17 protein-coding genes, 2 tRNA genes and 2 pseudogenes are annotated in these 26,779 nt (G+C 40.2%); 7 read left to right on the top strand and 14 right to left on the bottom strand.

Translation table 11 applies throughout. The features are described from left to right. From NCWK1_RS21250 to surE, 5 genes are all read right to left on the bottom strand, one after another. Positions 1-225 (bottom strand): type II toxin-antitoxin system RelN family antitoxin (locus NCWK1_RS21250; RefSeq protein WP_103126078.1); only part of this gene is annotated, 225 nt, incomplete at its 3' end. A gap of 82 nt (positions 226-307) precedes the next feature. Beyond that, positions 308-1,216 (bottom strand): AAA family ATPase, encoded by a 909-nt coding sequence (locus tag NCWK1_RS21255; protein ID WP_096578787.1) that lies wholly within the window; start codon positions 1,214-1,216, stop codon positions 308-310. A gap of 108 nt (positions 1,217-1,324) precedes the next feature. Beyond that, complete coding sequence (locus NCWK1_RS21260; protein ID WP_103126079.1) at positions 1,325-2,401, bottom strand: bifunctional riboflavin kinase/FAD synthetase; 1,077 nt, start codon at positions 2,399-2,401, stop codon at positions 1,325-1,327. Positions 2,402-2,717: 316 nt separating this feature from the next. Further along, entirely contained in the window at positions 2,718-3,614 is an 897-nt protein-coding gene (locus NCWK1_RS21265; RefSeq protein ID WP_096578783.1) for an MBL fold metallo-hydrolase, read from the bottom strand. A gap of 385 nt (positions 3,615-3,999) precedes the next feature. After that, entirely contained in the window at positions 4,000-4,797 is a 798-nt protein-coding gene (gene surE, locus NCWK1_RS21275) for a 5'/3'-nucleotidase SurE (protein WP_103126081.1), read from the bottom strand. 204 nt (positions 4,798-5,001) lie between these two features. Between surE and pheS the strand changes: the two genes are divergently transcribed. The 3 genes from pheS (at position 5,002) to NCWK1_RS21290 (ending at position 7,978) form a co-directional block, all read left to right on the top strand. Beyond that, a complete protein-coding gene (gene pheS / locus NCWK1_RS21280) occupies positions 5,002-5,994 on the top strand; it encodes a phenylalanine--tRNA ligase subunit alpha (protein ID WP_096578777.1) in 993 nt (330 codons plus the stop codon). A gap of 212 nt (positions 5,995-6,206) precedes the next feature. Next, the gene (locus tag NCWK1_RS21285) at positions 6,207-7,310 is read left to right on the top strand and encodes a DUF262 domain-containing protein (protein WP_096578775.1); all 1,104 of its coding nucleotides are present in this window, start codon (positions 6,207-6,209) and stop codon (positions 7,308-7,310) included. A 2-nt stretch (positions 7,311-7,312) separates the two neighbouring features. After that, a complete protein-coding gene (locus tag NCWK1_RS21290) occupies positions 7,313-7,978 on the top strand; it encodes an MAE_28990/MAE_18760 family HEPN-like nuclease (RefSeq protein WP_096578773.1) in 666 nt (221 codons plus the stop codon). Between the two features lie 23 nt (positions 7,979-8,001). On the opposite strand, the gene NCWK1_RS21295 is transcribed toward NCWK1_RS21290, so the two are convergent. From NCWK1_RS21295 to labA, 4 genes and pseudogenes are all read right to left on the bottom strand, one after another. Continuing rightward, positions 8,002-9,462: a RecQ family ATP-dependent DNA helicase gene (locus NCWK1_RS21295; protein ID WP_103126082.1), complete on the bottom strand. Its 1,461-nt coding sequence runs from the start codon at positions 9,460-9,462 to the stop codon at positions 8,002-8,004. Between the two features lie 128 nt (positions 9,463-9,590). Beyond that, a pseudogene (gene dapF / locus NCWK1_RS21300) lies at positions 9,591-10,034 on the bottom strand (diaminopimelate epimerase); the annotation flags it as partial. Between the two features lie 131 nt (positions 10,035-10,165). Continuing rightward, complete coding sequence (locus tag NCWK1_RS21305) at positions 10,166-11,758, bottom strand: 2-isopropylmalate synthase (RefSeq protein ID WP_096578767.1); 1,593 nt, start codon at positions 11,756-11,758, stop codon at positions 10,166-10,168. A gap of 89 nt (positions 11,759-11,847) precedes the next feature. Further along, a complete protein-coding gene (gene labA / locus NCWK1_RS21310) occupies positions 11,848-12,378 on the bottom strand; it encodes a low amplitude/bright protein LabA (protein ID WP_015114631.1) in 531 nt (176 codons plus the stop codon). A 1,085-nt stretch (positions 12,379-13,463) separates the two neighbouring features. Between labA and NCWK1_RS21315 the strand changes: the two genes are divergently transcribed. Then, a complete protein-coding gene (locus NCWK1_RS21315; RefSeq protein ID WP_103126083.1) occupies positions 13,464-15,818 on the top strand; it encodes a CHASE2 domain-containing protein in 2,355 nt (784 codons plus the stop codon). A gap of 34 nt (positions 15,819-15,852) precedes the next feature. Here the strand turns inward: NCWK1_RS21315 and NCWK1_RS21320 are convergent, their stop codons facing one another. Continuing rightward, complete coding sequence (locus NCWK1_RS21320) at positions 15,853-16,512, bottom strand: exonuclease (protein WP_103126084.1); 660 nt, start codon at positions 16,510-16,512, stop codon at positions 15,853-15,855. A 161-nt stretch (positions 16,513-16,673) separates the two neighbouring features. On the opposite strand from NCWK1_RS21320, the gene NCWK1_RS21325 reads away from it, so the two are divergent. Then, positions 16,674-19,010, top strand: coding sequence for a tetratricopeptide repeat protein (locus tag NCWK1_RS21325; protein WP_187308203.1), 2,337 nt, complete (start codon positions 16,674-16,676; stop codon positions 19,008-19,010). Between the two features lie 229 nt (positions 19,011-19,239). Here the strand turns inward: NCWK1_RS21325 and NCWK1_RS21330 are convergent, their stop codons facing one another. The 3 genes from NCWK1_RS21330 to NCWK1_RS29290 all read right to left on the bottom strand — a co-directional run bounded on the left by NCWK1_RS21330 (position 19,240) and on the right by NCWK1_RS29290 (position 21,176). Continuing rightward, positions 19,240-20,847, bottom strand: coding sequence for a TROVE domain-containing protein (locus NCWK1_RS21330; protein ID WP_103126086.1), 1,608 nt, complete (start codon positions 20,845-20,847; stop codon positions 19,240-19,242). 37 nt (positions 20,848-20,884) lie between these two features. After that, positions 20,885-21,005: transfer RNA gene (locus NCWK1_RS29285), tRNA-OTHER, on the bottom strand. A gap of 41 nt (positions 21,006-21,046) precedes the next feature. Continuing rightward, positions 21,047-21,176 (bottom strand) — tRNA-Met (locus NCWK1_RS29290). Positions 21,177-21,738: 562 nt separating this feature from the next. Here NCWK1_RS29290 and NCWK1_RS21340 point away from each other — a divergent pair. Continuing rightward, entirely contained in the window at positions 21,739-22,470 is a 732-nt protein-coding gene (locus NCWK1_RS21340; protein ID WP_103126088.1) for a hypothetical protein, read from the top strand. Positions 22,471-22,566: 96 nt separating this feature from the next. Here the strand turns inward: NCWK1_RS21340 and NCWK1_RS21345 are convergent, their stop codons facing one another. Next, a complete protein-coding gene (locus tag NCWK1_RS21345) occupies positions 22,567-23,691 on the bottom strand; it encodes a quinone-dependent dihydroorotate dehydrogenase (RefSeq protein ID WP_096578757.1) in 1,125 nt (374 codons plus the stop codon). Positions 23,692-23,847: 156 nt separating this feature from the next. Here NCWK1_RS21345 and NCWK1_RS21350 point away from each other — a divergent pair. Beyond that, positions 23,848-26,712 (top strand): annotated as a pseudogene (locus tag NCWK1_RS21350) (GAF domain-containing protein). Positions 26,713-26,779 lie beyond the last annotated feature (67 nt).

A 26,779-nucleotide genomic window follows, 5' to 3' on the forward strand; every position in this document is an offset into this window, starting at 1 on the left:
CTTCGTCTTGTGGAATGAAACAGCCCTGGTTTTAGCTTGCTGTAAGGCTCTCTTTAAGCTGGCTTTAATTTCCTCAACGGGCGTATCATCAGGATCAACTTCTGTTGGTTCTGGAACTAACACAATCACCCGCACTTGATGAGGATAAGTGATTTCCCGAATCGGCTGATCTAAAATTAAGTTTCCTTCAGAGTCAATTTTGCCAGTTACTTCGATCGCTTTCATTGCTATTCACCTTATTTGTTGGTGATCCTAACACGGGCAAATTCAAGCAGGGTAAGGGAATCGAAGTTTATTATAGCTTGAGTTAGGGAATAGGCAGTGATCGCAATAATCTTTCTACAATAGTTCTAGCATTACGTCCTCCTCTGGGAATGAGGCGATGGCAGAGAACGTAAGGCACAAGAAATTTTACATCATCGGGAATTGCATAATCACGCCCGGAAATAAATGCTAGAGCTTGAGTAGCTTTTTGTAGAGCTACAGTACCGCGAGGACTAACACCTAATGTAATTTCTTCATCATGTCGGGTTGCTCGTACCAATTCTAAGATGTACTCTTGCAAAGAAGATTCTACCTTTACTTGGGAGCAGATTTGACGTAGTTGTTGCAATTCTGCCAAGCTAATACAAGGCTGCAATTGAGTCGCATTTGCCCTTTGTTGGAGATTTTGCAGCATTTGTAATTCTTCTTGTGCAGAAGGATAACCCAAACTCAAAGACAACATAAATCTATCCATTTGCGCTTCAGGTAACGGGAAAGTACCTTGATACTCAATTGGATTCTGGGTAGCAATCACAAAAAATGGCTGAGGAACTGTACGAGAAACACCATCGACTGTCACCTGATTTTCTTCCATTACTTCCAGTAAAGCTGACTGGGTACGGGGTGTAGCGCGGTTAATTTCATCAGCTAGAAGTACGTTGGCAAACACTGGCCCAGGAAGAAAGGTAAATTCACCGGTTTTTGGGTTCCAAATATTAGTACCAGTAATATCTGTGGGTAATAAATCCGGAGTACATTGCAGCCGTTGAAACTTACCATCTAGGGAACGCGCCAAAGATTTAGCCAGCAGAGTCTTACCCACTCCAGGTACATCTTCTAATAACGCATGACCACCACTTAACAAGGCTACTAATACCAAGCGAATTGCCTCGGTTTTACCGACAATGGTATGAGCTAGATTTTGGGTTAAAGCTTCAATTTGTTCTCTCATGCACCACAGAATAATTGAGGAATGGGCGATTAGGAACTGGAATGGAGAATAACCTATGCCTTATTCCCCACTCCCTGATTTTCAGTATTCCCAATTCACTATTGGAAGTTAGCATTCTCCACTCAAAATTTTTCGAGCAATGGTAGAATCTTGCTGAATTTGGTTTTTCAGAGCTTCTAAAGACGCAAATTTCTGTTCTGGGCGTAAAAATTCGATGATTTGTACAGCCAATTGCTGACCGTATAAATCACCAGACCAATCAAATAGATGTACTTCCACAGATGAATTCGTACCGTTGACTGTGGGGCGATTACCAATATTCATAACTCCCAAAATCAACTGTGGTGTAGTTGCATCTGGTATATCACTCAAAATAGATACCGTGACAGCGTAAACACCTTGGCGTGGTAAAAATTTATCGCTGGGTATTTGGAGATTAGCAGTAGGAAAACCAATTGTTCTACCTAGTTGTTGACCTTGAATAACAATACCGAAGAGAGTGTAAGGTCGTCCTAGACATAAATTGGCGCTTTTAATATCGCCGCTTTCGAGACATTGGCGAATCAGGGAAGTGCTAATGGGAGGAAGGCTGACAAATCCACTGTCTGAAAGGTTATCTGTATGAGTTTGTAGGGGAACAATGGTAACGGGAATATTGTAATTGGCCGCAAGTAATTGCAAATCCTTGGCAGTACCTTGGCGTTGTTTGCCAAAGCAAAAATCTTGCCCAACACTAATTCGCTGACATTGTAATTGTTGCACGAGAATTTTATCGACAAAATCTTCAGGAGATAAAGCTGATAATTCTTTATCGAAGGGTAATAGTACTAGCTGTTCAACCCCAAGCGATCGCAATTGTTGAACTTTTTCATCCAGTGGTGTCAACCAAGTACGGGGTGTTCCTGTAAAAAATTCCTGTGGATGGGGACGAAAAGTGACAACTGTTGAGTATGTCAGTTCTTGTGCTTGGGGAGTTACCGACTTCTGGGGTGAATTAGCCTCATCTCCCCATCTTTCCATTTCCCCAGCTTTGTTCGGTGCTGGCTGTAGAATCGGCTGAATTACCCTTTGATGGCCAAGATGTACGCCATCAAATTTGCCCAGCGCAACAGTAGTTGGCCTGAGAACCGATGCGGTTGAAGACGCAACCCACACAGAACATCCATTTTGAGACAAATTTAGCACGTAGATTCTGGAATTTGAGGTTTATTTAGCCATGAGTCACAAGCAACCTGATGAAACACCAATGAAAGAAAGACAAGCTGTGTGAAGGTATAGGTATGATTAGGGTATAAGGGTTGTGAACACCTAATACTCCTGAACTGCCCAAACCTTTGATTTTGAGTTTTTATGGGTAAGTTCTTGATGTACAATTTGTAACTTTAATGAACCCACACCTTTGTCCTCCAGTTTTATCAGTGTCCTCATAAGGTACAATCTCGCGCTTATAGCTCTTGATCACCAATCTAATCTAAAATCTACAATTGCTTGACAGGCAACTTTACCCAGACAATTTACTAACAGGAAAAGATTCTGATAATGGAACAGATGTAGAAACTTGCAGCACCATTCTTTCTCGTGCCATAATCGCACCAGGGAATTCCTTAGCTGCTTCTTCTCCTACCGCATCCAAAAAATCATCATTGTGAGCAGGATCGTGGTGGAAGATTACCAACGTTTTGACATTAGCCGCTTTAGCAATTTTCACCGCTTCTTGCCAGGTGGAATGTCCCCAGCCAATTTTCGGCGATTTTGGTGAATAATATTCTTCGTCAGTGTATGTACAATCGTAGATGAGGATGTCCGCATTGCGAGATAGCCAAAGAACGTTTTCATCCAACCTGTCCGGAAAATGTTCCGTATCGGTGATATATACAGCAGCACCACCACGCCAGTTAACTCGATAGCCTACTGCTTCACCTGGATGATTCAGCGATGCCGTTTCTATGGTAATGTCATTAATGTGAATGGGTTGCCCTGGTTTGACATCATGAAAATGCAAGTTAGCCTGCATAATCTGCAACGGCACAGGGAAATTAGGGTGAAGCATCTGGTCGTTGAGGCGTTGCTCGATAGTTGAACCATCAGGAGCGATCGCACCATAGATATGAAAATTATTCCCTCTGACAAACCCAGGCACAAAAAAGGGAAACCCCTGCATGTGATCCCAGTGGGAATGAGTAAACAACAGATGAGCTTCTATTGGCATTTGGCGCAATAAAGATTGTCCCAAAACATGCAGCCCTGTACCACCATCGAAAATTAAGCGTTTACCGCCCGCTTGCATCTCAATGCAAGGGGTATTACCGCCATAACGGACGGTGTGTGGCCCTGGACTGGGGATGCTGCCACGAACACCCCAAAATTGTACGGTAAATTGGTTCTCTATCCTAGACATGGGTGTTGCTTGCTGGACTGAGCGGGCGATCAAGAACAGAAATGTTACTTGTTTGGTTAAGTCTATGCTGTTTTACCACATTTGGTAGAGAATGTTTTTCTTGGTAAAACAGCATACCTTGTTTGGAGTAGATTTTGTAAATGTACAAGAAATACTGCAAAATAGTTACCTTAATTTTTCCCACATTATATGTATCAGTAATATCAAAGCGCTCCTACTTTATAACCTAAATTTTTCTGTGACGCATTTAACTGGTAAGAAAAATGCTAAAGGCAGGAAACTCGAGGTAGTAGGCAGTAAGTTAAAATGCTCATACTTATTTTTCCCAGTTTTTGGATAAATCTCATTATGTAGTTGCCTAGAGTACAGGTGTATATAATAATACTTATTTTAAAGGGATTTCCCAGTGGGATAATTTATCCAGTCCTGTTGCGTAGGTAAGATTGTATTGCAACGGCGTAATACTGATCTGGTTTTTCTTGATTACATGCACATCAATGGGGATATTTTGCGGTAAGTTTAAACCGATTGGGGGTTCTACATCTTCTAAAACTTCTCCGGTTAACCAGTAGTAGGTTTTACCTCGGGGATCGATGCGCTGATCAAATACATCAACATATCGCCTGACTCCTTGTCTGGTAAAAGTGACCCCAGCAATTTCTGACCACTTCACCGCCGGCACATTAACATTCAGTAACATTAAATCTGGCAGAGGTTTGGCTGCTAGTTGCTCAACCAAAATTTTGGCAAACTTAGCAGCTGGTTGAAAGTCTTTGTAGAGATGACTAGTTAGGCTAAAAGCAATGCTGGAAATACCTTCTATCACACCTTCCATCGCTGCTGAAACAGTACCAGAATAGAGAATTTCCGTACCCAAATTGGCACCTTGGTTAATGCCAGAAAGCACTAAGTCTGGAGGCGACTCTAATAAAGCCCAGAGTGCTAATTTTACACAATCGGAAGGTGTACCATCACAAGCCCAAGCTTTGATTGTAGGATGAAACATGGATTCAACAATTTCAACGCGAATTGGCTGGTGTAAAGTAAGTCCATGTCCGGTAGCCGAGCGCTCTCGATCAGGACAAACTACAGTTACATCATGGCCGGCTTCTGCCAAGCAATTAGCTAGGGTACGAACACCCAAGGCAAAGATACCGTCATCATTACTAATGAGTAATCTCATGGGTCATTAGTTAATAGTCAATAGTCAATAGTCAACAGTTAAGAGTCAATTGTCAATGTTTGACATCACAAATACAAAAGAAAAAAATCCTCCTAAGCGCGATCGCCTCTAAACTGGTAGAAAGAAATCAATTTATTTGTCCTTTGTTCAAGCTGCTTGCTATTGACCATTGACTATTGACCATTGACTATTGACTATTAACTAATGACTAGCAATTTAGAGACTCAACTTTTAGCATTACAGCAGGAAGGAGAAAATGCGATCGCTGCTGCTGATACCCTAGAACGTCTAGAGGAACTCAGAGTGAATTATCTGGGTAAAAAAGGGCAATTAGGGGCGTTGTTACGCAGTATGGGGCAGATGAGTGCAGAGGAGCGTCCTAAAATTGGAGCGATCGCCAATACAGTTAAAGAGTCCCTGCAAACTAGTCTAGATAAGCAACGTGCTGCTTTAGAAGCCGCACAAATTCAAGCGCAACTAGAAGCAGAAACCTTAGATGTGACGATGCCAGGAATTTTTCGCCCCCAAGGTCGCATCCATCCCCTCAACGGCATTATTGACCGCGCGTTGGATATTTTTGTCGGTATGGGCTACACCGTAGCTCAAGGGCCAGAAATGGAAACCGACTATTACAATTTTGAAGCCCTGAATACTCCACCTGACCATCCTGCCCGTGATATGCAGGATACTTTTTACCTACCAGATGGTAATTTACTGCGGACTCACACTTCCTCAGTGCAAATCCGCTATATGGAAAAAGAAGAACCACCAATTCGCGTGGTCGCACCAGGGCGAGTTTATCGGCGCGATAATGTAGACGCGACGCATTCTGCCGTTTTCCATCAAATAGAACTTTTAGCCATTGATGAGGGACTGACTTTTACAGACCTCAAAGGCACAGTCAAGATGTTTTTACAAGCGATGTTTGGTGACTTGCCAATTCGCTTCCGTGCTAGTTACTTCCCGTTTACCGAACCTTCGGCTGAGGTAGATTTGCAGTGGAATGGGCGCTGGCTGGAAGTAATGGGTTGCGGTATGGTTGATCCAAATGTGCTTAAATCTGTAGGCTACGACCCAGAAATTTATACTGGGTTTGCTGCTGGTTTTGGCGTAGAACGCTTTGCAATGGTGTTACATCAAATCGATGATATCCGCCGTTTGTATGCCAGTGATTTAAGATTTTTGCGGCAGTTTTAGGATTTGATTTTCAAAGATACATTAAGACTTTTGTGATAAGTCAACAATTGCCCTAGGATTATACAGACAAAGCCTGCAAATGCAGGCTTTTGAAGTTTTTCATGTTTTAGCAAAACTAGAAATTTTACCTTTGGCTGTAATAAAACAGTTAAATTATTCAACCTAGAAATAAGCTGACAATACTTTCAAATAAATGATATTGGAGTAAAAATATGGGACTTCAAGAAGAAATTGACAAAATGAGGCAAGAGATACGAGCAGATAACTATTCAATGTCTATAGGGGAATGGATAAGCTTATATGAAAATGCAGAAATTGATATACATCCTGAGTTTCAAAGATTTTTTCGTTGGTCTAATAGCCAAAAAACAAGATTAATAGAGTCTATTTTACTTGGAATACCTATTCCACCGATTTTTGTTTCTCAACGTGAAGATGGAGTTTGGGATGTTGTAGACGGTCTCCAAAGGCTATCTACAATATATGAATTTGTTGGAAAATTAAAGAATGAAAATCAAGAAACCCTTGATTCATTAACACTTGAAAAAACTAAATATTTGCCAAATCTAGAAGGTAAAAAATGGGAAGATACAGATGATCCAGGAAATTCTTTGACACAAGCTCAACGTTTATTAATTAAAAGAGCAAAAATAGATGCAACTATTCTTTTAAAAGAAAGTGACGAAATTGCAAAATATGAATTATTCCAAAGGTTAAATACTGGTGGTTCAATAGCTACTCCACAAGAAGTAAGAAATTGTATCCTTGTAATGTTTAATAGAGAAATGTTCCATTGGATGAAAAAATTAAGTCAAAATGAAATGTTTAGAGAGTGTATAGCACTTAGTGATCGACCAGTTGAAGAACAATATGATATGGAACTATTGTTGAGGTTTTTAGTATTTCGTACTCTTGAAGAAAGAGAAATGAGAAAAATAGGTAATGATTTAAGTGGTTTTCTAACCGAAAAAATGGTAGAAATGGCTAAAAACAAAGAGTTTAATTATGAAGAAGAAGAAGATTCATTTAGTAAAACTTTTGAAATTTTGTATGAACAAATGGGAAGTGATAGTTTTCGTAGATATTCACCTAGCAAAGATAAGTTTTTAGGAGGGTTTTTAGTATCTGCGTATGAAGTAATTGCTTTAGGGATTGGTTATAACTACCAAAATTTATCTCAATCGCACATTGATATAAGAGAAAAAATCAAAACAATCTGGACAAGTTCTGAATACACAAGTTGGTCAGGTTCAGGAACTACAGCACAGCGAAGAGTACCAAGACTAGTACCCTTTGGTCGCCAGATGTTCCAATAATTATGAAAATACGTACCTTAGAACAGCTAAGTGATAAATTAGCAGCAGAACTAGCATGGCGAAAAATAGAGCTTTCAGCATTGAAAGCTATGATTGATTTAAAGTCATTCTCATCTGGAAAACAAAAAGCATTACTTCGTAGTGGGGTTACAATGCTGTATGCACATTTGGAAGGATTTATCAAAGTTGCAGCCAATAGTTATTTAGAATTTGTTGCGATGCAGAGTCTACCTTATAATCAACTTTCTAATAATTTTGTAGCATTAGCAATGAAAGATAAATTAGATCAAGCTAGTCAAACAAATAAGGCAACTATTTATAACGAAGTCGCAGAGTTTTTTATGGACAAGCTAACAGAGCGAAGTATTATAAAATACGAAAATAGAATTGCGACATCTAATTTATCCTCATCAGTATTTAAAGAAATAGTCTGTATGCTAGGGCTAAACTATAGCTTTTATGAATCTAAAGAAGTGCTAATAGATGAACGATTACTCAAAAAACGCAATATGATTGCTCATGGAAATTATCTTGATATTGACGAAGAACAGTATGATGAATTGCATATACAGATAATAGGAATAATGGATAATTTTCGTAATCAAATAGATAACTGTGCTTCAACTAAACAATATTATTGCCCAAAACAAACTTCTAAATTACCTTAATATTTTTCCAAAGATTTCATAAATTATTTTCTATAAATATAATTTTTACAATTATCGCAATGTCCACAACGCCAATTAGCAGCATCTTGAGAAAAACCAAAGGCATTTAATAAAAACTGCCAACGACATTGTTTTGTTGTTAAATATTGCTGCATTTGTTTGACAGCTTGCAGTTGTGTGGTTGGCTGTTTCTGCACATTTGATTCAATTTTGTAATTGAAAGGATCGAGCCATTTTAGTTGTCCGCTGCTGTGGAGTAATGCAAGTGCGACAGCTGCATCAGGAAATTGTCGCGTTACTGTATTAATATCGCCTTGTTTTGGCAGTTTTTTGACTAGTTGTTGTGCTGTTTGCAGTTGCGATCGCATTTTATCAGCAAAAAACTGTTGTCTTTGTTTATCCCCGGAATCTAACCATCCTGTAGGTTCACTCACTAATGTTAGTGCTTCGGCTGGTTTACCATCTCGGCCAGCACGGCCAATTTCTTGCACATATTCAGATAGCAAATGTGGGGCGTGATAGTGGATAACCCAACGCACATCTGGCTTATTTATCCCCATTCCAAAGGCACAGGTACAAACCACAAAAGGAATTTTACCACCTAACCAACTGGCTTCAACTGCACGGCGTTCGGCTGCACCTAAACCAGCATGATAACTGGCTGTAGCATAACCTATCTGGGTTAACCATGCGGCTAAATCTTCACTATCTCGACGGGTGCGAACATAAATTAAGCCTGCTTGTGGCGATCGCTTTTCGATAAACTGGAGTAACTGTTGTTTTCTGCCTTGTGGTGTCCAAGCGATACTAACACTAGGATGCAGATTAGCACGATAAGGATTAAGGCGAAAAATTTCAGGTTTTTGTAATTGTAAAACTGTTTGAATAATATTTTGGGCTAAAGGGTCTGCGGTAGCAGTAAAAGCCGCAATACTAATTTTCGTTCCTGGTGGTTTTGATTTGAGTAATGCAGGCCGCACCGCCCCTAATCTGCGGTAAGCTGGTCGAAATGTTTCCCCCCATTGCACTAAACAATGTGCCTCATCAAGAATTAAGGCGTTGATTTGCAATTGTGGCTGAGATAATCTTTCCCAAACTGGCGGACTTAATAAAGTTTCTGGTGATAAATAAAGTAATCGTAATTTTTGTTTTTCTATTGCTTGCAGCGTTGCACGGCGTTGAGATGAAGGTAATTCACTATGCAAAAGTGCTACACTCAGATGACGTTGACGCAGTTCTTCTACTTGGTTTTCCATCAGTGCTACCAAGGGAGAAACTACTAATGTTAATCCTGTTTGTAATAATGCTGGCAATTGAAAACAAATTGATTTACCTCCGCCTGTTGGCATAATAATCAGTGCATCTTTTTGTGTTAATAAAGTGCTGATTATTTCTCCCTGCGGTGGGCGGAAATCTTCGTAACCCCAAATTTTTTGGAAGGCTGCAAGAACATCCTGCCAAGATTTTGTTACGGGTTGATTCATGTTGAGAAATAGTAGATGCGCCCTTGGTTTTCCACATTGAATATGAGGTTAGTATGAATATACCTGCTGTTATTTAACATCAGCTTCAGTAATTTCACTATGATTTAATTTTAATTGTCTGCTACTGATTAACTCATTATTTCTGCGGATAATTCTCCTTGGGCAACTTTCGTGACTGAACCTGTCATTGAGATATTAAAGTCGTCGTTAATTTGAATTAAAATTTCTCCGCCAGGCATTTGTACGGTAATTGTAGAATCACATAAACCAAGTTTATGGGCAACAGCCGCAGCCGCACTGCTACTACTACCTGAAGCTAAAGTGTAGCCAGCACCTCTTTCCCAAATTTCAATTTTGATGGTGTTGCGATTTAGAACCTGCATGAATTGAACATTAGTACGATTTGGGAAAAGGGGATTAATTTCTAATATTGGCCCGTACTTTTTGGCGATCGCAGAATTAACCTCAGTTAAAGGAATAACACAGTGGGGATTGCCAATTGTTGCTGCACAGAAGGTAAAAGTTTCAGCGTCAAAGTTGATTTGTGATTGAATAACTTCTCGGCGATCGCCATTTTCCAAGTGAGGAACTGTCAAACGTGGAATCATCGCAGCAAAAGTTTACCTTTATCCTACAACAGGGTAGGGGTGTAGAGGTTTTGCTCACTTACATCTCACACCCCTTGATTAAATCTCTTCACCTTTTATGCCGTAACTTCTTCTTGCTTTTCTTTAGTTTGCAAGGATGCGTAAAGACGATTTAACGCATTAACATAAGCTTGCGCGGATGCAACTATGATGTCTGTGTTGGCTGCATGACCCGAAAACACTCTTGATTCATAGCGCAGACGAATCGTGACTTCCCCAATTGCATCAATCCCAGCGGTTACTGACTGCACAGAAAATTCAATTAATTGGTTGGGTACATTCACAACGCGGTTAATTGCTTTGTAAACTGCATCTACTGGCCCAGTACCAATGGCTGCATCAGTTAACTCTTCACCATTGGGGGTGCGGAGGGTAACTGTAGCGGTGGGACAGGCGTTGCTACCGCAGGAAACTTGCACCAATTCGACACGGAATAAATCGGGAGCTTGTTGAATTTCATCATTGACAATTGCTTCCAAATCCCAATCAGAAATTTCTTTCTTTTTGTCAGCAACTTCTTTAAATCTAACGAAGGCTTTGTTTAATTCAGTTTCTGATAATTCAAAACCCAATTCTTTCAAGCGGGTGCGGAAAGCATTTCTACCGGAATGTTTGCCCAGAACAATTTGATTGTCTGTTAACCCAATTAATTGGGCATCCATAATTTCGTAGGTGAGTTTATTTTTTAATACCCCATCTTGGTGGATACCAGATTCATGGGCAAAGGCATTTGCGCCGACAATTGCTTTATTTGGTTGTACCAGCATTCCTGTCAAACTCGAAACTTGACGGGAGGTTTTATAAATTTGTCGGGTGTCAATATTAGTTAATGGTTCTTCAGATTCAACTGGTCTTCCAAGGAAAGGATTGAAATATTGACGACGGACATGCAAGGCCATGACTAATTCTTCTAAGGCCGCATTACCTGCGCGTTCACCAATACCATTGATGGTGCATTCTAATTGGCGTGCGCCATTTTTGACTGCTTCTAAAAAGTTAGCAACCGCTAAACCTAAATCGTTATGTCCGTGAACTGAGATAATTGCTTGATCAATGTTAGGTACATTTTCTTTAATGCCCTTAATTAATGCACCAAATTCGCTAGGAGTTGTGTAACCAACGGTATCAGGAATATTAACAGTAGTTGCACCAGCGGCGATCGCCCTTTCTAATACTTGATACAAAAATTCTGGATCAGAACGTCCCGCATCTTCCGGAGAAAATTCGACATCATTTGTAAAAGTCTTAGCATAAGCGACCATTTCTTCGGCGATCGCTATTACTTCTGATTTTGTTTTTTTCAGTTTGTATTGCAGGTGAATATCAGATGTAGCAATAAATGTATGAATTCTGCCCCGTGCTGCCCCTTTAATTGCTTCTGCGGCTGTTTTAATATCGTCGTGTCTAGCTCTAGCCAAACTACAAATTACTGGGCCTTCTTCTGTACCTACAGTTTGGGCTATTTTGCTAACTGCTTCAAAATCTCCTGGACTTGCAAAAGCAAAACCTGCTTCAATTATATCCACACCTAAGCGGGCTAATTGTTTGGCGATCGCCAGCTTTTCATCTATATTCAACGTTGCGCCTGGACACTGTTCGCCATCTCGGAGTGTAGTATCAAAAATGATAATTCGCTCTGGTTTATTCATCTTTTTGGTTTTTGGTTTAGGTGTAGTTCTTTTATTTTAAATATTTGCAACCTTAGTTGTTTTACTCTTATTTTTGTAAATAATTATTGCTAAGGCACTTGACCATCTACTTTTTCTATTTGGTCTCTAATATCGTTTAAATCTATATATCTATCCGTAGCATTACGCAGTTCTCTGGCGATCATCCCTTCTGTAGACACTACTGTAATATGTGTATTTTTAGATCGTAATAATTCAATAGCTCTTTCAAAATCCCCATCACCACTAAATAAAACTACCCGGTCGTACTGGTCTACAGTATTAAACATATCTACGACGATTTCTATATCTAAATTAGCTTTTTGTGAATAGCGACCGGAAGTGTCATCATAATATTCTTTAAGAATTTTCGTTCGGACTGTATATCCTAGACTGATGAGAGCATCTCGGAAACCTCGTTGATCTTGTGGGTCTTTTAAGCCAGTGTACCAGAAGGCATTTATCAAAGTTGTTTCTGATTGCTCATGTTTGAAATATTCTAATACTCGTCGTGGGTCAAAAAACCAGCCATTTTTTTGTTGAGCATAGAACATATTATTTCCGTCTACAAAAATAGACAGACGATTCATAGGGGAACCCATAAAAATTTACACCTAATATATAGCAATGAATTTAGATTGAACAATAGATTATAGCAACTCTTAAATCATAAATTAGCTAATAGCGGGGAACTAGTTCCTCATGTATAGCCTTTATCTTACCTCTTTCAAAGCATAAATTTGACGCAAACATAAACCCAAGCTGCTGGGTGTTCGATAGTTTAACCTCTAGCACTATATAAATAGGTCAGATGATCAAAATCTACCAATAAAGTTGACTGAGTAACAGCATTCTTAGTTATATAACTGTCAATTTTACTCCTAAAGAGGTAAGGTATATGTCTGAAAGGAGGATATTGGCTGATGCTCATATATGAATACAGTTGAGTTAAGTAAAGTTATCTGTTAGGGCAAATGTAAAAAGTAGAGGAAACAGCGAAGTGAAGGGGAGATTTCAAGTATATTAATCCACATATAGGTTTTACTGTTAACAACATGGTAGCCTTTTTCGCACATGAGACCTGGACACAACAGGCTGAAGTCTTTTTCAACAAAGCTTCCTGGATAATAATAATTTTTAGGAGGCTCACATTGTGTCTTCAGACGTGAAAATATCGCTGCAATCCAATGCAGAATGGGTATATCCTGACAACAGTAGATTTTTAACTCAGGAGTGGAAAGCAAGAAACAAAGGCAAAATTTTCTATTTTCTCCACCTTTATACTCTTACACTCTCAAATCAAGTTTCAGCGAGATATTAAAAAAAATTGCACCTGTGAGATGAGAATTTCCTCGGTTTCACTCTAGAGAAGAAACAAGCGCTGCTAAAACTCACTCAGCAAATAAGTCAGTCTGTGCCAGGTTGAAAGCCTGCCAAATTCAGGTTCGTTCAGTAAACTGTGCAGAGTCATAAAACATAGATTACAAATGTATAAGATTTTCATTTAAGTTTTATTTCAATATTTTTTACCAGAAAGGAGACTAAATCCAACAGATTGCCAGTGAGTGAAGTACACAATTTAGTTTTCAAAGCTAGATAGAGAGCCTATTTTTATTCAGAATTCTGAATTCAGACTTCTGAATTCTGCTGTAAATAAAGTTGTACGTAAACCAATTATTAACACGATATGGCAGAAGAACCTACATCTACCGTCAGCAAAAAACATCTATCTACTGCCAATACAGCATCTGGCAAACCCACAAAAGTAACTCTAACAGCATCACAGTCTAAGCTGGTAGCTCGTGTGAGTTATTTTTTGGCGGCTGCGTCCACAATTGGGGCAACATTGCTGACTGCTTCTGGTGTGGGCTGGGTTAATTTGATGGAGAGTCAGATATTTTCGGCGTTTTTTCAACTGCGGGGCGCGATACCTTTGGCAACGTCTTCTCTTCGAGACGCTACGCGAACGACGAACGCACTACCAGCAGATATCGTGATTTTGGCAATCGATGACCAGTCAATCTCACTTCCCGAACAGTACTATAAATCAAATCCACACCAGTATGCCTACCTAGAACCACTGAAATCTTTTCCGTTTAAACGTGCTGCATACGCCCAGATTATCGAAAAGTTAATGCAAGCGGGAGCAAAGTCTGTTGCGTTAGATGTAGTTTTCGACACACCCAGCAGTTATGGTAGTGAGGACGATCGCCAGATGCAAGCTGTATTAAAAAAATATGGCAGTAAAGTTACCTTAGCCGCACTTTATGAAAATTTTGCCACCCATCAAGGTACGTTCACCCAACTGACTTTACCTCAAGAGATGTTTCAAGTCGGCGGGGTGTCCATTGGTTCAGTCAATTTCCCTTTAGAAGCAGACGGTAAAGTTCACAAATTAGCCAGTGAATTTCCCAAGCTATTAGCTGCTAATGGGATGTTAATAGAGAAAGCGCCTTCCTTTGATGAAGCTGTTTTAGGTGCAGCGCAAATCAAATATTCTCAGCCAAAAGGCGATCGCATTTATTTTTGGGGGACAGCGGGGACTTTTGAGCAGATTTCTTTGTGGTATGTCCTTGATGCACAAAACTGGAATAACTATTTGCAGCAAGGCAGAGTTTTTCAAGACAAAATAGTTTTGATTGGCTCTACAGACAAACTAAACAATGATTATCACCCAGTAGCGGCTGCCAATATGTCGGAACGTATGGCTGGTGTAGAAATTCACGCCAATGCGATCGCCACTTTAATGCAGAATAAAGCGATCGCCCCGGCAATTTCTAGTTCAGTTTTACAAGGGTTGTTTGTGCTGATTTTAGTTGGCGCTACAGTCTACATCGTCAATAGAACCAAGAACAATCTCCAACGATTTTTGGTCAGTTTTGCCGTAGCCAGCATTTGGGGAGGAACTAGCTATATCTGCTTTATATATGGTCAGTTAATTTTCCCAACGGCTATACCAATGATGGCGATCGCTGTTAATGGACTATCTTATCTGGGAATAGAAGTCGCTAGAGAAAAATTGAGAACACGCCAATTAGTCACAATTTTTCAAAAATATAAAACCTCTCCAGTTGTCCAAGAAATTATCAGCCAACAAAACGACTTACAAGACTTACTCCAGAAAAGGGATTTAGCCGTATCAGGCAAAATCCTCGCCGGACGCTACAAAATTGTCAAAGTTCTCGGTTCAGGTGGATTTAGCGAAACTTATATTGCTGAAGATATGCACCGTCCTGGTTATCCAAATTGCGTTGTCAAGCAACTAAAACCAGCCAACCCCCAATCCAAAGGTTTAGAACTTGCTAGGCGTTTATTTAACTCAGAAGCAGCAACTCTAGAAAGATTAGGAACTCATCAGCAAATTCCGCAATTACTGGCTTATTTTGAACAAGAGGATGAGTTTTATTTAGTTCAAGAATATGTAGTGGGTCATTCCTTGATTAAAGAACTACCATCAGGTCAAGGTTTAAGAGAAACTATAGTCATTGCCATTATCAAAGAACTATTACAAATCTTAGTCTTTGTTCACGAGAATGGTGTGATTCACCGAGATATTAAACCAAGCAATATCATCCGCCGACATACAGATAACAAGTTAGTATTGATTGACTTTGGTGCGGTAAAAGAAGTTTCAATACCACAAATAGAAAATTCCGAACAAGCCCCGTTTACAATTGGCATTGGTACAAGAGGTTACGCACCCAATGAACAATGTTTTGGTCGTCCACAATACAGTAGTGATATCTATGCGATCGGGATGATTGGCATTCGTGCCTTAACTGGGATTCCACCCCATGAAATGGATAGAAATGAAGATGGCGAATGGCAATGGAAAAATCAGGTAGTTGTCAGTGATGCTCTAGCTGAAATATTGTGCAGAATGGTACTTGATGATTTAAAACAGCGCTATCAATCAGCATCTGAGGTGTTAGCAATACTTGAGAAATTAGCAATTTCTCAAGATATTAACACCTGGCAGCAAAATGATAATTCAGACTTACCTACTACGCCTTGGTTAGGAGGTTCAGCAGAAACTTTGTAATATAAACCTTGAATCAATACTAACGATCGCACGTCTATGCAGCAATGATACTTTGGAAAAACTTGAGCCGATTCATCCACCCATACCAATTTTCAATTAGCATTGTGCGGTTTAATCGAAAAATTTGGGCTTCTTTATCTGGCAAAGCTACAACAATCAGACCGTGATTTATTTTGGATTGAAAGAGGCGATCGCTATAGTATCGATTTACTGCACCAGTATAAGCAGCTAACTGTAAAGGCTTATCATAAAGTTTATCAATATTACGTTTTGGTTCCTCGGCTGTAGTCCATTCAATTGTGTGCGGAATACCTTGGTAACGTGCTACTAAATCAACCTTTCCGGAGTAACATTCAACATAGTTAGGTACAACTTGCTCAACTAATTTAATATCATCAATTTCCTTTAGCACAGATTGAACACTATCCCAGTAAGGCTGAATAAAACTGTTATCAGGTTGAGGTGAGTAGCCTGGCATATATTCTTTAATCAACTTGTGCAAAGCATTTCCTCGACGACGACTGTTTGCAGCAATTTTATTTGCTTCTGCTTCGCCAACTTTGTTACGCCATTGAGAGAGTGCTTTGAGAGACTCTGGCGACTGTGTGGCTTTTAAAACTGTAGTGACAGCAGGAAGAAGAACACCATTATCACCTTGATAGTAGCATTGCCCGTTGATGTAGATGGATTTCATAAGTTGTGGCTTGTGAATTACTACATCAACTAGCTTCGAGGGTTCGTGTATAAGATTAAGTAGGAGTAAAGTCTTTGAAATGTATGAGTTTGGGTATTAGTTAGGTATGATTTTTAATTCTAGTTTTTCAAAATGACATAGACTGGTAATTAACTATGGTAATGAAATCACTAAGAGTTTCTCCAGACAAACTAGAAAAAGTAAAAAGAGCTTTTCAAAGCACAGGTTGGACGCAAGAAGAATTCGCCAGTGAAGTTGATCTGCGCACTCGCCAGCCAATTGGAAAATTTCTTAAGGGGAAAACAGTTAACCATAAAGTTTTTAAAGAAATTTGCTTCCAGCTGAATTTGGATTGGCAAGAAGTAGCCGATCTCCATACAGATAATAAAGATGAAATAGAGAAAACTCTAGACACTAGTGCTAAAAATGCTGATTTTGTTGGGCGTGAAGATGCGATCACAGCCTTGAATTCTCAGAAACTACATATTATAAATAAGAGTCTAAAGATTGAACAAGGAATACAACAGAGCGAATATTCTTCCATTTCTTTTGCCAATTTAAATTGCTACCCACCAAACCTAAAAAACTGGCAAGGACGGAGCAAAGAAATTCAGCAAATTACAGATTGGTTTGCCGATAGTAGCATCAATACTCTTGGTATTCAGGGTTTGAGTGGTATAGGTAAATCATGGTTAGCTGCTAAAGTTTATGAATCTGAGGGATTTGAGGCGAAATACTGGGCTGATGTTAGCCGTAAGCCAGACTTTAGAGTGTTTGCACAGAATGTCTTGAGCGCATTAACAGGAGAAATATTAGAATTAACCAAACTCTGTGAAATAGAGCAGTTAATTAATAACTTACTTAAGATTATGAAGCAAAAACAGTGTTTGCTCGTCGTCGATAATTTAGAGACATTACTAGATGCAGAAAGAAATTTTGACAGAGTTTATCGAGATTTTTTCCAGCAGTGGCTACGGTGTGGATCTAATAGTAAGCTGCTGCTAACTAGCCAAATTGTCCCCTTCATTATGCGAGATAGTTGCCGCTGGCTATGGCTTCAGGGATTACTAGAAACAGATGGAACTCGATTACTACAAGAATTAGGAATCAAAGGTAGTGATGTAGAGTTGAAAGATTTTACAAGATATATTAATGGACATCCTACTTTATTGAGGTTTGTAGCTGCTTATCTAGGAGAGAATACCAATATCCAAGAAGCAGACCAGCTTGGACTGAAGCAGCTTGACCAGTTATTTGAAGAAGTAGAGGGTGAATATCGCGATCAGCAAAGGATGCGATGCGTCTACTTATTAGGACAACATTATCAGCGATTAACTCCAGAATTACAAAAACTTTTATTAAATCTTAGTGTTTACTCAAGCCCTCATTTTAATCGAGATGAGGCTTTAGTAGTTTTCTCACAAGAGAATACTTCTCATAATCTTAACAAAATTAAAAAAGCACTTTATGAACTAACAAATTACTCTCTCTTAGAAGAAATTTATTTCAAAGATGAAAAGCAGTATCAATTTCATCCTCTTGTATTACAATATGTTAAACAAAAAGTAGGTAATCATTCAAAGCTATTACGAAGAAAAGTAATTAGTTACTATGAGTCGAGCCTCCCAGATTTAATTAATTGTGAAACATTAGACGATTTAAAAGCATACTTTGAAGTTTTTTACCAATATTGCGAACTGGAAGAGTTTAATCAAGCTTTCTACACGATTTTCAGTGGTGATGATTATGACAATAGCATTGATAACTTTTTAAGTTTACGTGGTTATAACATAGTACGAGCTAGTCTATATAAAAATTTATTGCATAGATGGCAACCTAGCCAACCAGAACTATGGGAATTTATGACTGCTATTACTTGTTTAGGTGATTCTTATTATTGGATGGGAGAATACAAGTTAGCTATTGCCTACCATCAAGAGTCTCTAAAAATTGCACGAAATATTGGTGATTTTGCAATGGAAGCTGGCTGTCTAGTCAATATTGGTCTTGCTTACATTGATTTAGAAAACTATGAGCAGGCTTTGAAATATACACGAGAGGGCGCAATTCGTGCCTTAAATATTGAGCATCACGAATTTAAAGCTAATGCTTTGAATAATTTGGGTATTATCTACTTGGAAAAACGTGCTTATCATAAAGCTATTAAATATTACAAGGCATCACAAGCAATAAAAAAGGTTTTTTTTGATGGTCAAGATGATCCTGGAGCTTTGATTAATATAGGTGATGCTTATCGCTCTTTAGGTGAAAATGAAAAAGCAATTAAATACCTTAAGCAAGGAATAGGTATAGCGCGTCAATTTGGGCATCGCCGATTTGAGGCTAATGGTTGGTTTAATTTAGGATTAGCCTTACAAGAACTAGGTGAAATATTAAAAGCTAAGGATGCTTGGAAAAAAGCCCGTGAACTGTATGAAGCAATGAAACTAGATGTTAATGTTCAAAGGACTGATGATGAAATTGAAGGTCTCTCTTAAAAGCCAAATAATTTAGTTGCCTTCCCTGAGAAATACTTAATTCGACGATAAAGGCGGGTGCGGGAATTGAACCCGCTAGTCCCCGGAGATGGTGGAGACGTTAACCGATAACCCTACATTCTTCGTCCCCAAAGGGCAAGTTGCGAACAAGGGATAACCCGCCGAGAAGTATGAAATATGAAGTATGAAGTATGAAATTTCATACTTCATACTTCAGCCTTCAGAATTTTTATAATTCACCTGTCGCCAGCATTTGGATGATGCGAGGTGTACCAGGGTCAAATCCTGCCAAATCCCAAGACAGTGGATCTTTGGGATCTACCAAGGTAATGCGGTAAGGTGTCAAAGTGACGTATACAGCCTTGACATCTGGATTCACTTTTTTGCGGTACTCCTGCAAGGCTTGGCTAGGATGTTTATACCCAGCCCAGCTTTCTGAGTCAGTCCAGAAGCAGACTAAATCTGCTTTGAACTTATTTTTAATCATCCAGTCGTAAGCTACGGACGCATCTGTACCGCCAAAGTTTTGATTGCTGGCTTTACGCACCGCAGAACTAAAACTATCTTTGGCGGTGATATTTAATTCCCGAAACTCAGTAGCAAAACCGCGAATCATGTAGTTTTTCTCGGCTTTGGCTGTGACGAGTGCCATTGTGGTGGCAATTTCACAGCAACTTAGCCCCAGCCCCATGTCTGCAACTAAGCTACCCATCGAACCGGAAACGTCTACGGCGTGCATGAAAACTTTGCCTGTAGGTTCTACGACATCAAAAGACAACTCAACGGCTTTTTCTAAGATGTCTACGATGCGGGGAACTGGGTTCCAAGTTTTCTTACTGCGTCCAAGTCTTCCTCCAGAATCGTAAGTTTTGAGTGCTTTCAAAACATCAATTGGGTGGATGCGACCTTTACGCAGATGTTCTTTGTTGTTGAGAACTCCTTCCACCCTTAGCAAGTTGGCACTTTCATCAGCACGTAATACACCCAGTTCTGTGAGTGAACCGAGGTTTCGTAACATTGCACCGATGGGCATTTCTTGAAATAGCAACTGCCAAGCAGCTTTGTCCATATTGCCCACGGGTGCAGCCATTTCATGGGTTAAGCGTCCTTGCAAAATGGCTTCGTGAGTTTGCCCAGGGTTGCGCTTTAGCCATTCATACCACCAAATCTGCGCTAAAGCTTGCGAGGGGATGTCTGTGGGTAATTCTTCCCAACCTCTGACAACCCATTCAAATAATTGACGGTGGTTTTCTGTAGGTGGTTTGACGTGAAATAAACGCAAAGCATCGCGGTGAGTGAAGCCTTGGCGTTGTTGATATTTCAACAATTGATAAGCCAAACCTTTGACATCTTCTCGTGATAGCCAGGTTTTACCAGCTTCCCGCACAACTTTACCAAAGCCCCGCAGAGATTTGGTGTAGTTCAGCCATTCGTAGAAGTGGCTACCTGTGCGAACTACTTGGGGGAATATTTCACCAAAAGCTTGTTTTGCTTCTGGTTGTTCACCCATCGACAGCAACACTAAAGCCAGAATAGGTGCGCTGTTATTGATAGCCCGTCCATCGCTGGCATAGAGAATTTCTTCTGCAACACGGCTGGGATTTTCGGCAACAGCTTGGTTGACAACCGCTACAAAATCTTCAGTTAATTCTTGTTTACCAGCATAGTAGGTGCTTTGGGCTGTCCCAACTAACAGACAACGCCTTAGCATTTGCCAAATGCCAGCGTCAAACATCCAGCCACCGGAACGTCCTTGAATCATCTCTGCTTCCCGTCCAGGGATAGGCTGAGTTTGTGGTGTGCTGATTTTATTTCTGGTGAAGAAGTTGTAGTTCATGGTTTCATCTCCCAGCCCTTGCGGGCAAAAATGAAAGATGGCGGAGCAGGATTTGAACCTGCGACCTCTCGAACCCTAATCGATAACCCTCAATTCTTCGGCCTTTGCAGGCAAGGAGTGAATAAGGGTAAAGCGCTCTACCTCTGAGCTACCCGCCACATAAAAATTTTGGATTTTGGATTAAATTTAAAATGAAATTTGGTGTGGCAGGATAGGAATCGAACCTACAGCCCTCCCGATTATGAGTCGATAACCCTCATTCTTCGGCCTTTGCAGGCAAGGAGTGAACAAAGATGATTTTGGCGCTCTACCATTGAGCTACCTGCCACATAAGAATTATTTTTTACTCAGCACTTTGTTAGGGTGTAGCGGAGCAGGATTTACACCTGCACCTCCAGAAATTTTGCTCAAGGATGTTTTAAGTTATTTGCGATAACCCTCGATGTGTCGGCCTTTGCAGGCAAGGGGGGCGCTCTGGATATTTGAGCTATCCGCTACGGTTTTGATGCTCACTCCTTTGGGAAAATCAGCTTGTAACATTAATGTAGTATATGTAACTTTGAATGTCAAGGGGAAGAGGAGGTATATATTTTTAAACGCAGAGGGGCGCGAAGGTTTACGCGGAGTGGCGCGGAGTTTTAGGAAATTTGAGTAGGGAAATGTTTCTTAATGTTTATGTAAAAATTTTGTTTTTGTTGGGGAGAGTTTGGGAGGGAAAATATTTTTGCCTGTTTTTGCCGAAAATCTAGATTGTTTGGGTGTTAAGTGGTTCAGATGAGCGATCGCACACCTGCTTTTTTCCGTGATTTTGCCAAAAGATACAAAAACCAGTCCCAATTTTTGCCAATATAATATATTATTTCCCAAAAAATTCGCTTGGCAAAAATCGGCATGAGTGAAAAAACAATGGAAAGTGGCGGGAAGGGTTTTCTCGTTCTACTTTTGCCAATATCGTTTTTAATAATTTTCCTGGTTTCTACCTGGAGATTTTTGCTGGCACTGGTTGTTTTGATTATTGGGTTCAATATCTGGCAACAATATCAATGGCAACAATGGTGTCAGCGAGTTAACCCGGTTTTCCATCAGTTAGTTCGGGAAAACCAGGGAAAAATTACACCAATGGACTTGGCAATGCGCGGTAGTTTTCCTGGCCCAACAGCAAAACGCTACCTGGATGGCAAAGCTTCAGAGTTTGGTGCAAGTATAGTCAATGCTGGTTCAGGCAATGAAGTTTATTACTTTATTACTGCCAGTATTTTGGGTAATATTCTTGACAATAGCGAGCCTGTCAAAACTTTGTCTGCTCAACCTGTAACAACTGCTGCGCGATCGCTTTTAGCACCGCCAGCACCTCAAGCAGTAGTAGCAGAATTAGAATCAGAGGTTGAATTAGCAGCGCCAGCAACTCATACAGAAGTTAAACCAAATTTAGCAAAACAGTTAGTTTTTGGTTCGCTGATTCAATCGGAATTAGCAAAACGCTTGAATGTTTATTCCAGCACTGTCTACAAACGGCGCAATGATCCAGAGTTTCCCGAATGGACTCGCAGCCGTGATCCTGATGGTATAGCTTGGAGTTTCTCGGAAAAAACAAAAGAGTTCTTTCCCTTAGAAGAGTCATGAATGAAGTATGAAGTGGGAAGTATGAAGTATGAAATATAAATTTCATTTTTTGGACTAGCCTATCGCAAGCTACTACGCATCTATACTTTTCAGACTTCATACTTTCAAACCAACTGCTTCGGTGATGGAATTTAATTTGTTTTGTTCTAACTTTGATAGCAAACCATTCAGGATTCGACGCACCATCATTGGGCCTTCATAAATCCAGCCTGTATAGACTTGAATTAGGCTGGCTCCCGCAGTGATTTTTTCCCAAGCATCTTCTGGGGAAAATATGCCACCAACCCCGATAATGGGAATTTGTCCTTGGGTTTGCTGCCAAATAAACTTAATTACTTCTGTGGAGCGATCGCGCAATGGCGCACCACTGATTCCGCCAGCTTCATCTTGCGGAGGTTTCCCAGTTGGATGAATTAGCTGGGTTTTCAAGCCATCACGGTTGATTGTGGTGTTTGTGGCAATAATTCCTGCTAGTTGGTAGGTTTTAGCCAAGCCAATAATATCGGCGATCGCTTCCCATTCTAAATCAGGGGCTATCTTGACAAATACTGGTTTTTGTGTATTATTATCTGTTTGTAGTACGTCCAAGATAGAACTGAGCATAGCGGCATCTTGGAGCGATCGCAATCCTGGTGTGTTGGGTGAAGATACATTCACCACAAAATAATCGCCCAACTCTTTCAGCAGCCGAAAACTATTGAGATAATCTTCGGCGGCGGCTTCTAACGGGGTAATTTTCGATTTGCCTAGATTTATACCGATGGGTATTGTATGAGTAAAATCTTTTTGTGCTGCTAACCGAGCAGCCATAACTGCTGCACCTTGATTATTAAAACCCATCCGGTTAAGAACAGCTTGATCTAAAGGCAAACGAAATAATCGGGGTTGAGGATTCCCTGGTTGGGGGTGAAAAGTCACAGTCCCCAACTCAGCGAAGCCAAAACCAAAGTTAGACCAAATTTTTGCCCCTACCCCATCCTTATCAAAACCAGCTGCCAAACCCAGCGGGTTAGGGAAATTTAGTCCAAACAAATTTTGTTCCAGACGGCGATCGCACACACATAAAGACTGCTGTAAGCTGTGATTGATCAAGTCAGCAGGAGTATTATTTGCTTGTGATAACCAATTTAAACTGTGAATAGCTTGATGATGTAGCCACTCTGCATCCGTTTTCAGCACGTTGAACAGTAGTGGACGAAGCGCAGCTTGATAAATATCCATGTGAAGAAGGGAAATGGCGATTAGGGATAAGAGATTACAAAATTACCATTGACCATTGACTCTTGACCCATAACTTTAATTTTGGCTAAACATATATAACTCAGGTGGCTTTTCTGGGCATCTTATATATAAAAAGCGATGTTCACGAAAAATACAATGGGGCAGCCACAAAAACCAATAGCCGCCGAACAAACAATCATTGCTTTGGGACGCGTTCTCCAAACGCTCAGGGAAGAGGATAATGTTGATGTTTTGATTGATACTACTATTTCTTATATTAGAGAACAGTTTGACTACAATCTGGTTTGGATTGCTTTATATGATCTGCCAAAACATACATTAATTGGTAAAGGTGGTGTTGCACCTGATGGTGATACCAAATTTTTACGCAAACAGGTAACATTAAATCCTGGCGGCCTTTTAGAACAGGTAGTAATTGAACAGCGCCCCTTGGGTGTTGCCGATTTGCGCCTGGAACCTCGTGCAGCAGAATGGCAAGAAATTGGCAAAAAATTTAATATTCAGGGAACGATTGTTTTACCTATTCGCTATAAAGACCGTTTTTTAGGTTTATTATTATTTGGTTCGGAACGTTGGGGATATTTGTTACCAGGTGATGCCAAAGCTCGTTTATTAATGGTATTAGGCGAACTGGGAGCAGTGCTTTATCAAAATGAACTGAATTTGCAGCAACAGCAAACAAAGCATCTCGATGAGCCAATATTACACTTATTAGAAAATTTACGTACTCTCAATAATTTAGACCAAAAGCTGAAAGCAGTTGTCCAAACAACACATCAATTTGTCTCCCCTAGTAAGACAAATATTTATTGGTTTGAGCGCCAAGGGCGTTATTTTTGGTGTCGGATGAGCAATCAACTAGCCAACATCAATCGCCAAGACAACAAACAGCAAATAGCTGCGGGGATGACGGTACAGGATTTAAGCGAGTTTTATTATGCTTTGTCAGTTAATCAAATTGTCTGGATTGGCGATGAGCGTAGTTCTTTGAAAAGTCATTTTACTGCTAAAGTGTTGCAACGTTTACAAGTGCGATCGCTTTTAGCAGCACCTATCCTCTGGCAAAAAGAACTCTTGGGGTTTCTGGCGGTGGAGGCCAATGAACCGCGAATCTGGACAGAAGCGGACAAAAATTTTGTCCAAAGTGCAGCAGGGCTAATTTCTTTAGTTGCGCCTACCGAAACTATGGACACCACCATCAAGCAAATTCAAGATGATGCTCAATTAACTAGCCAAGTTGCTCAAGCTATCTATCACGAAGATGACCTGCAAGCAACTTTACGCAACTGTGCGACTAAAGTTTTAAACCGCTTCGCTGCCACGCGCTTTTTCCTCTTACAGTACAACCCTGATTTGCATAGTTATCAAATTATTTTTCAAAGCCAAGTACAAAATCGTCGTCCGTTGACAGTTACCTTCAATGCGCTCAAAGATATGGATGAGCAGATGTTGAAGTCAGCCAAAACGGCAGTAGAAGTACAGAATATAGAAGAAGATTTGCGGTTTTTTAATTGGCGACCTTTGTTATTAGAGCATGGAACGCGATCGCTGTTGGTTTGTAACTGCACTCAAGGTCATACACCCAGCGCACTTTTAGTAATTACCCATGAAACTAATCGTAGTTGGGCCAGCTTAGAAAAGGAATTGTTATGGGCTGTCGGTCAACAGATTGGTGTAATTATCCGCCAGTGGCAACTACAAACAGATACTAAACAACAGCAGCAAATTCTCTCTAGTATTCAAAAATGCTTACGTATTCTTGAAAAAGCCCAAAGTGACACAACGGAGTCGGGGGCAAAATATCTAGAACGCACAGCCATAGAACAAATCGCTACTGTTCTCAATTCTCCTTTAGCTGTGCTGTTATCTTGGTCGCCTGGAGATAATTTTGCGGAAATTATTCCTAGTTTCATTCACGATAGTCGATTTGGGCTTGTGGCAGATCATCCCATCCCCATCCAGACTGAAGCGGTAATTCAGTGGGCATTAACCAAAGATGATTATGTGTGTGTATATGCCGATGATTTACCCCCATAAACCAGAAAATGGTTAAATGGTCAAGGCATTGGTCAAGTTTTAGCGATCGCACTCCGCACTAGCCCTGATTATGCACCCACAGGTGTAGTATTAGTTGCAGATCGTCGAGAACGATATTGGACAGAACAAAGCCTGAATGCAACAGAAACACTAGTCACTCAATTAGCTTGGTCGCGTCGTCAACAACAAATCACCAAACTATTAGAGTCCACAAATCAAGAATTGCAACAACTCAATTGGTATAAACATCGTCGCCTAGAGGAAATTCAAAGAACAGCAACACAGTTATTAAGCCAGATTGAAGATTTGGGTATTCCCAGCAATGAACTGACACAAACGCGCTATAAACTATTGCTGCGACAATTAGACCATGCAACAGCAGCCATGACCGCCCTAGTTAAACTTGAGCAATGGCAATTGCATCATAGTTCTGAAACTATGCCCATAGCCACTTTAATGAAGCGATCGCTAGAAAGAGTTGAACATCTACTCAAACAACGTCAACTGTGGGCTGGGGTACATGGTTTAGGACAATCGGCTACAGATACAGATTCTGGTAATAGTGGAATTTTTCTCAAAGGATTGCAACCTTCGAGCTATCCATCATCGTTAGCGATCGCTGGCGATATCGTCAAATTTGAATTAGTTTTGTATGAATTATTAGTTGTAGCTTGTAACCGTTCTCTCAGTGGTGGCAGAATTGATATCTGGTGTCGCCGCCTAGAGGAAAGATTGCTAGAACTGTCAATTACAGATCATGGCATGATTGAACCGCATCTGTTGGCAGCACTGCAAAATCAGATACCCAAAGATGTATTAGCCACTTCGTACCTCAACCAACCACCAGTTTTACACCTGCTGATTTGTCAACAACTCATGCAGCAGTTGGGTGGCGAGCTACATTTTTATCAGTTACCAGATCATCGGGTTGTTAGTCGCTTGGTGTTACCTTTAGCTGAGTGAAGAAGGTAGGAGTTGAATTTTCCCAACCCTTACACCCATTCTTCACCAACAACCTTTGTGCGTCAGT

The organism is Nostoc cycadae WK-1, from assembly GCF_002897135.1.
Lineage (GTDB): Bacteria > Cyanobacteriota > Cyanobacteriia > Cyanobacteriales > Nostocaceae > Nostoc_B.

What these genes read in the sequence shown, in the direction of transcription:
- NCWK1_RS21265 (WP_096578783.1), bottom strand. Translation starts at nt 3,614, where the DNA reads ATGTCTAGGATAGAGAACCAATTTACCGTACAATTTTGGGGTGTTCGT.
- NCWK1_RS21325 (WP_187308203.1), top strand. Translation starts at nt 16,674, where the DNA reads ATGAAATCACTAAGAGTTTCTCCAGACAAACTAGAAAAAGTAAAAAGA.
- NCWK1_RS21285 (WP_096578775.1), top strand. Translation starts at nt 6,207, where the DNA reads ATGGGACTTCAAGAAGAAATTGACAAAATGAGGCAAGAGATACGAGCA.
- NCWK1_RS21320 (WP_103126084.1), bottom strand. Translation starts at nt 16,512, where the DNA reads ATGAAATCCATCTACATCAACGGGCAATGCTACTATCAAGGTGATAAT.
- NCWK1_RS21305 (WP_096578767.1), bottom strand. Translation starts at nt 11,758, where the DNA reads ATGAATAAACCAGAGCGAATTATCATTTTTGATACTACACTCCGAGAT.
- surE (WP_103126081.1), bottom strand. Translation starts at nt 4,797, where the DNA reads ATGAGATTACTCATTAGTAATGATGACGGTATCTTTGCCTTGGGTGTT.
- NCWK1_RS21345 (WP_096578757.1), bottom strand. Translation starts at nt 23,691, where the DNA reads ATGGATATTTATCAAGCTGCGCTTCGTCCACTACTGTTCAACGTGCTG.
- NCWK1_RS21255 (WP_096578787.1), bottom strand. Translation starts at nt 1,216, where the DNA reads ATGAGAGAACAAATTGAAGCTTTAACCCAAAATCTAGCTCATACCATT.
- NCWK1_RS21295 (WP_103126082.1), bottom strand. Translation starts at nt 9,462, where the DNA reads ATGAATCAACCCGTAACAAAATCTTGGCAGGATGTTCTTGCAGCCTTC.
- pheS (WP_096578777.1), top strand. Translation starts at nt 5,002, where the DNA reads ATGACTAGCAATTTAGAGACTCAACTTTTAGCATTACAGCAGGAAGGA.
- NCWK1_RS21330 (WP_103126086.1), bottom strand. Translation starts at nt 20,847, where the DNA reads ATGAACTACAACTTCTTCACCAGAAATAAAATCAGCACACCACAAACT.
- labA (WP_015114631.1), bottom strand. Translation starts at nt 12,378, where the DNA reads ATGGGTTCCCCTATGAATCGTCTGTCTATTTTTGTAGACGGAAATAAT.
- NCWK1_RS21315 (WP_103126083.1), top strand. Translation starts at nt 13,464, where the DNA reads ATGGCAGAAGAACCTACATCTACCGTCAGCAAAAAACATCTATCTACT.
- NCWK1_RS21340 (WP_103126088.1), top strand. Translation starts at nt 21,739, where the DNA reads ATGAGTGAAAAAACAATGGAAAGTGGCGGGAAGGGTTTTCTCGTTCTA.
- NCWK1_RS21290 (WP_096578773.1), top strand. Translation starts at nt 7,313, where the DNA reads ATGAAAATACGTACCTTAGAACAGCTAAGTGATAAATTAGCAGCAGAA.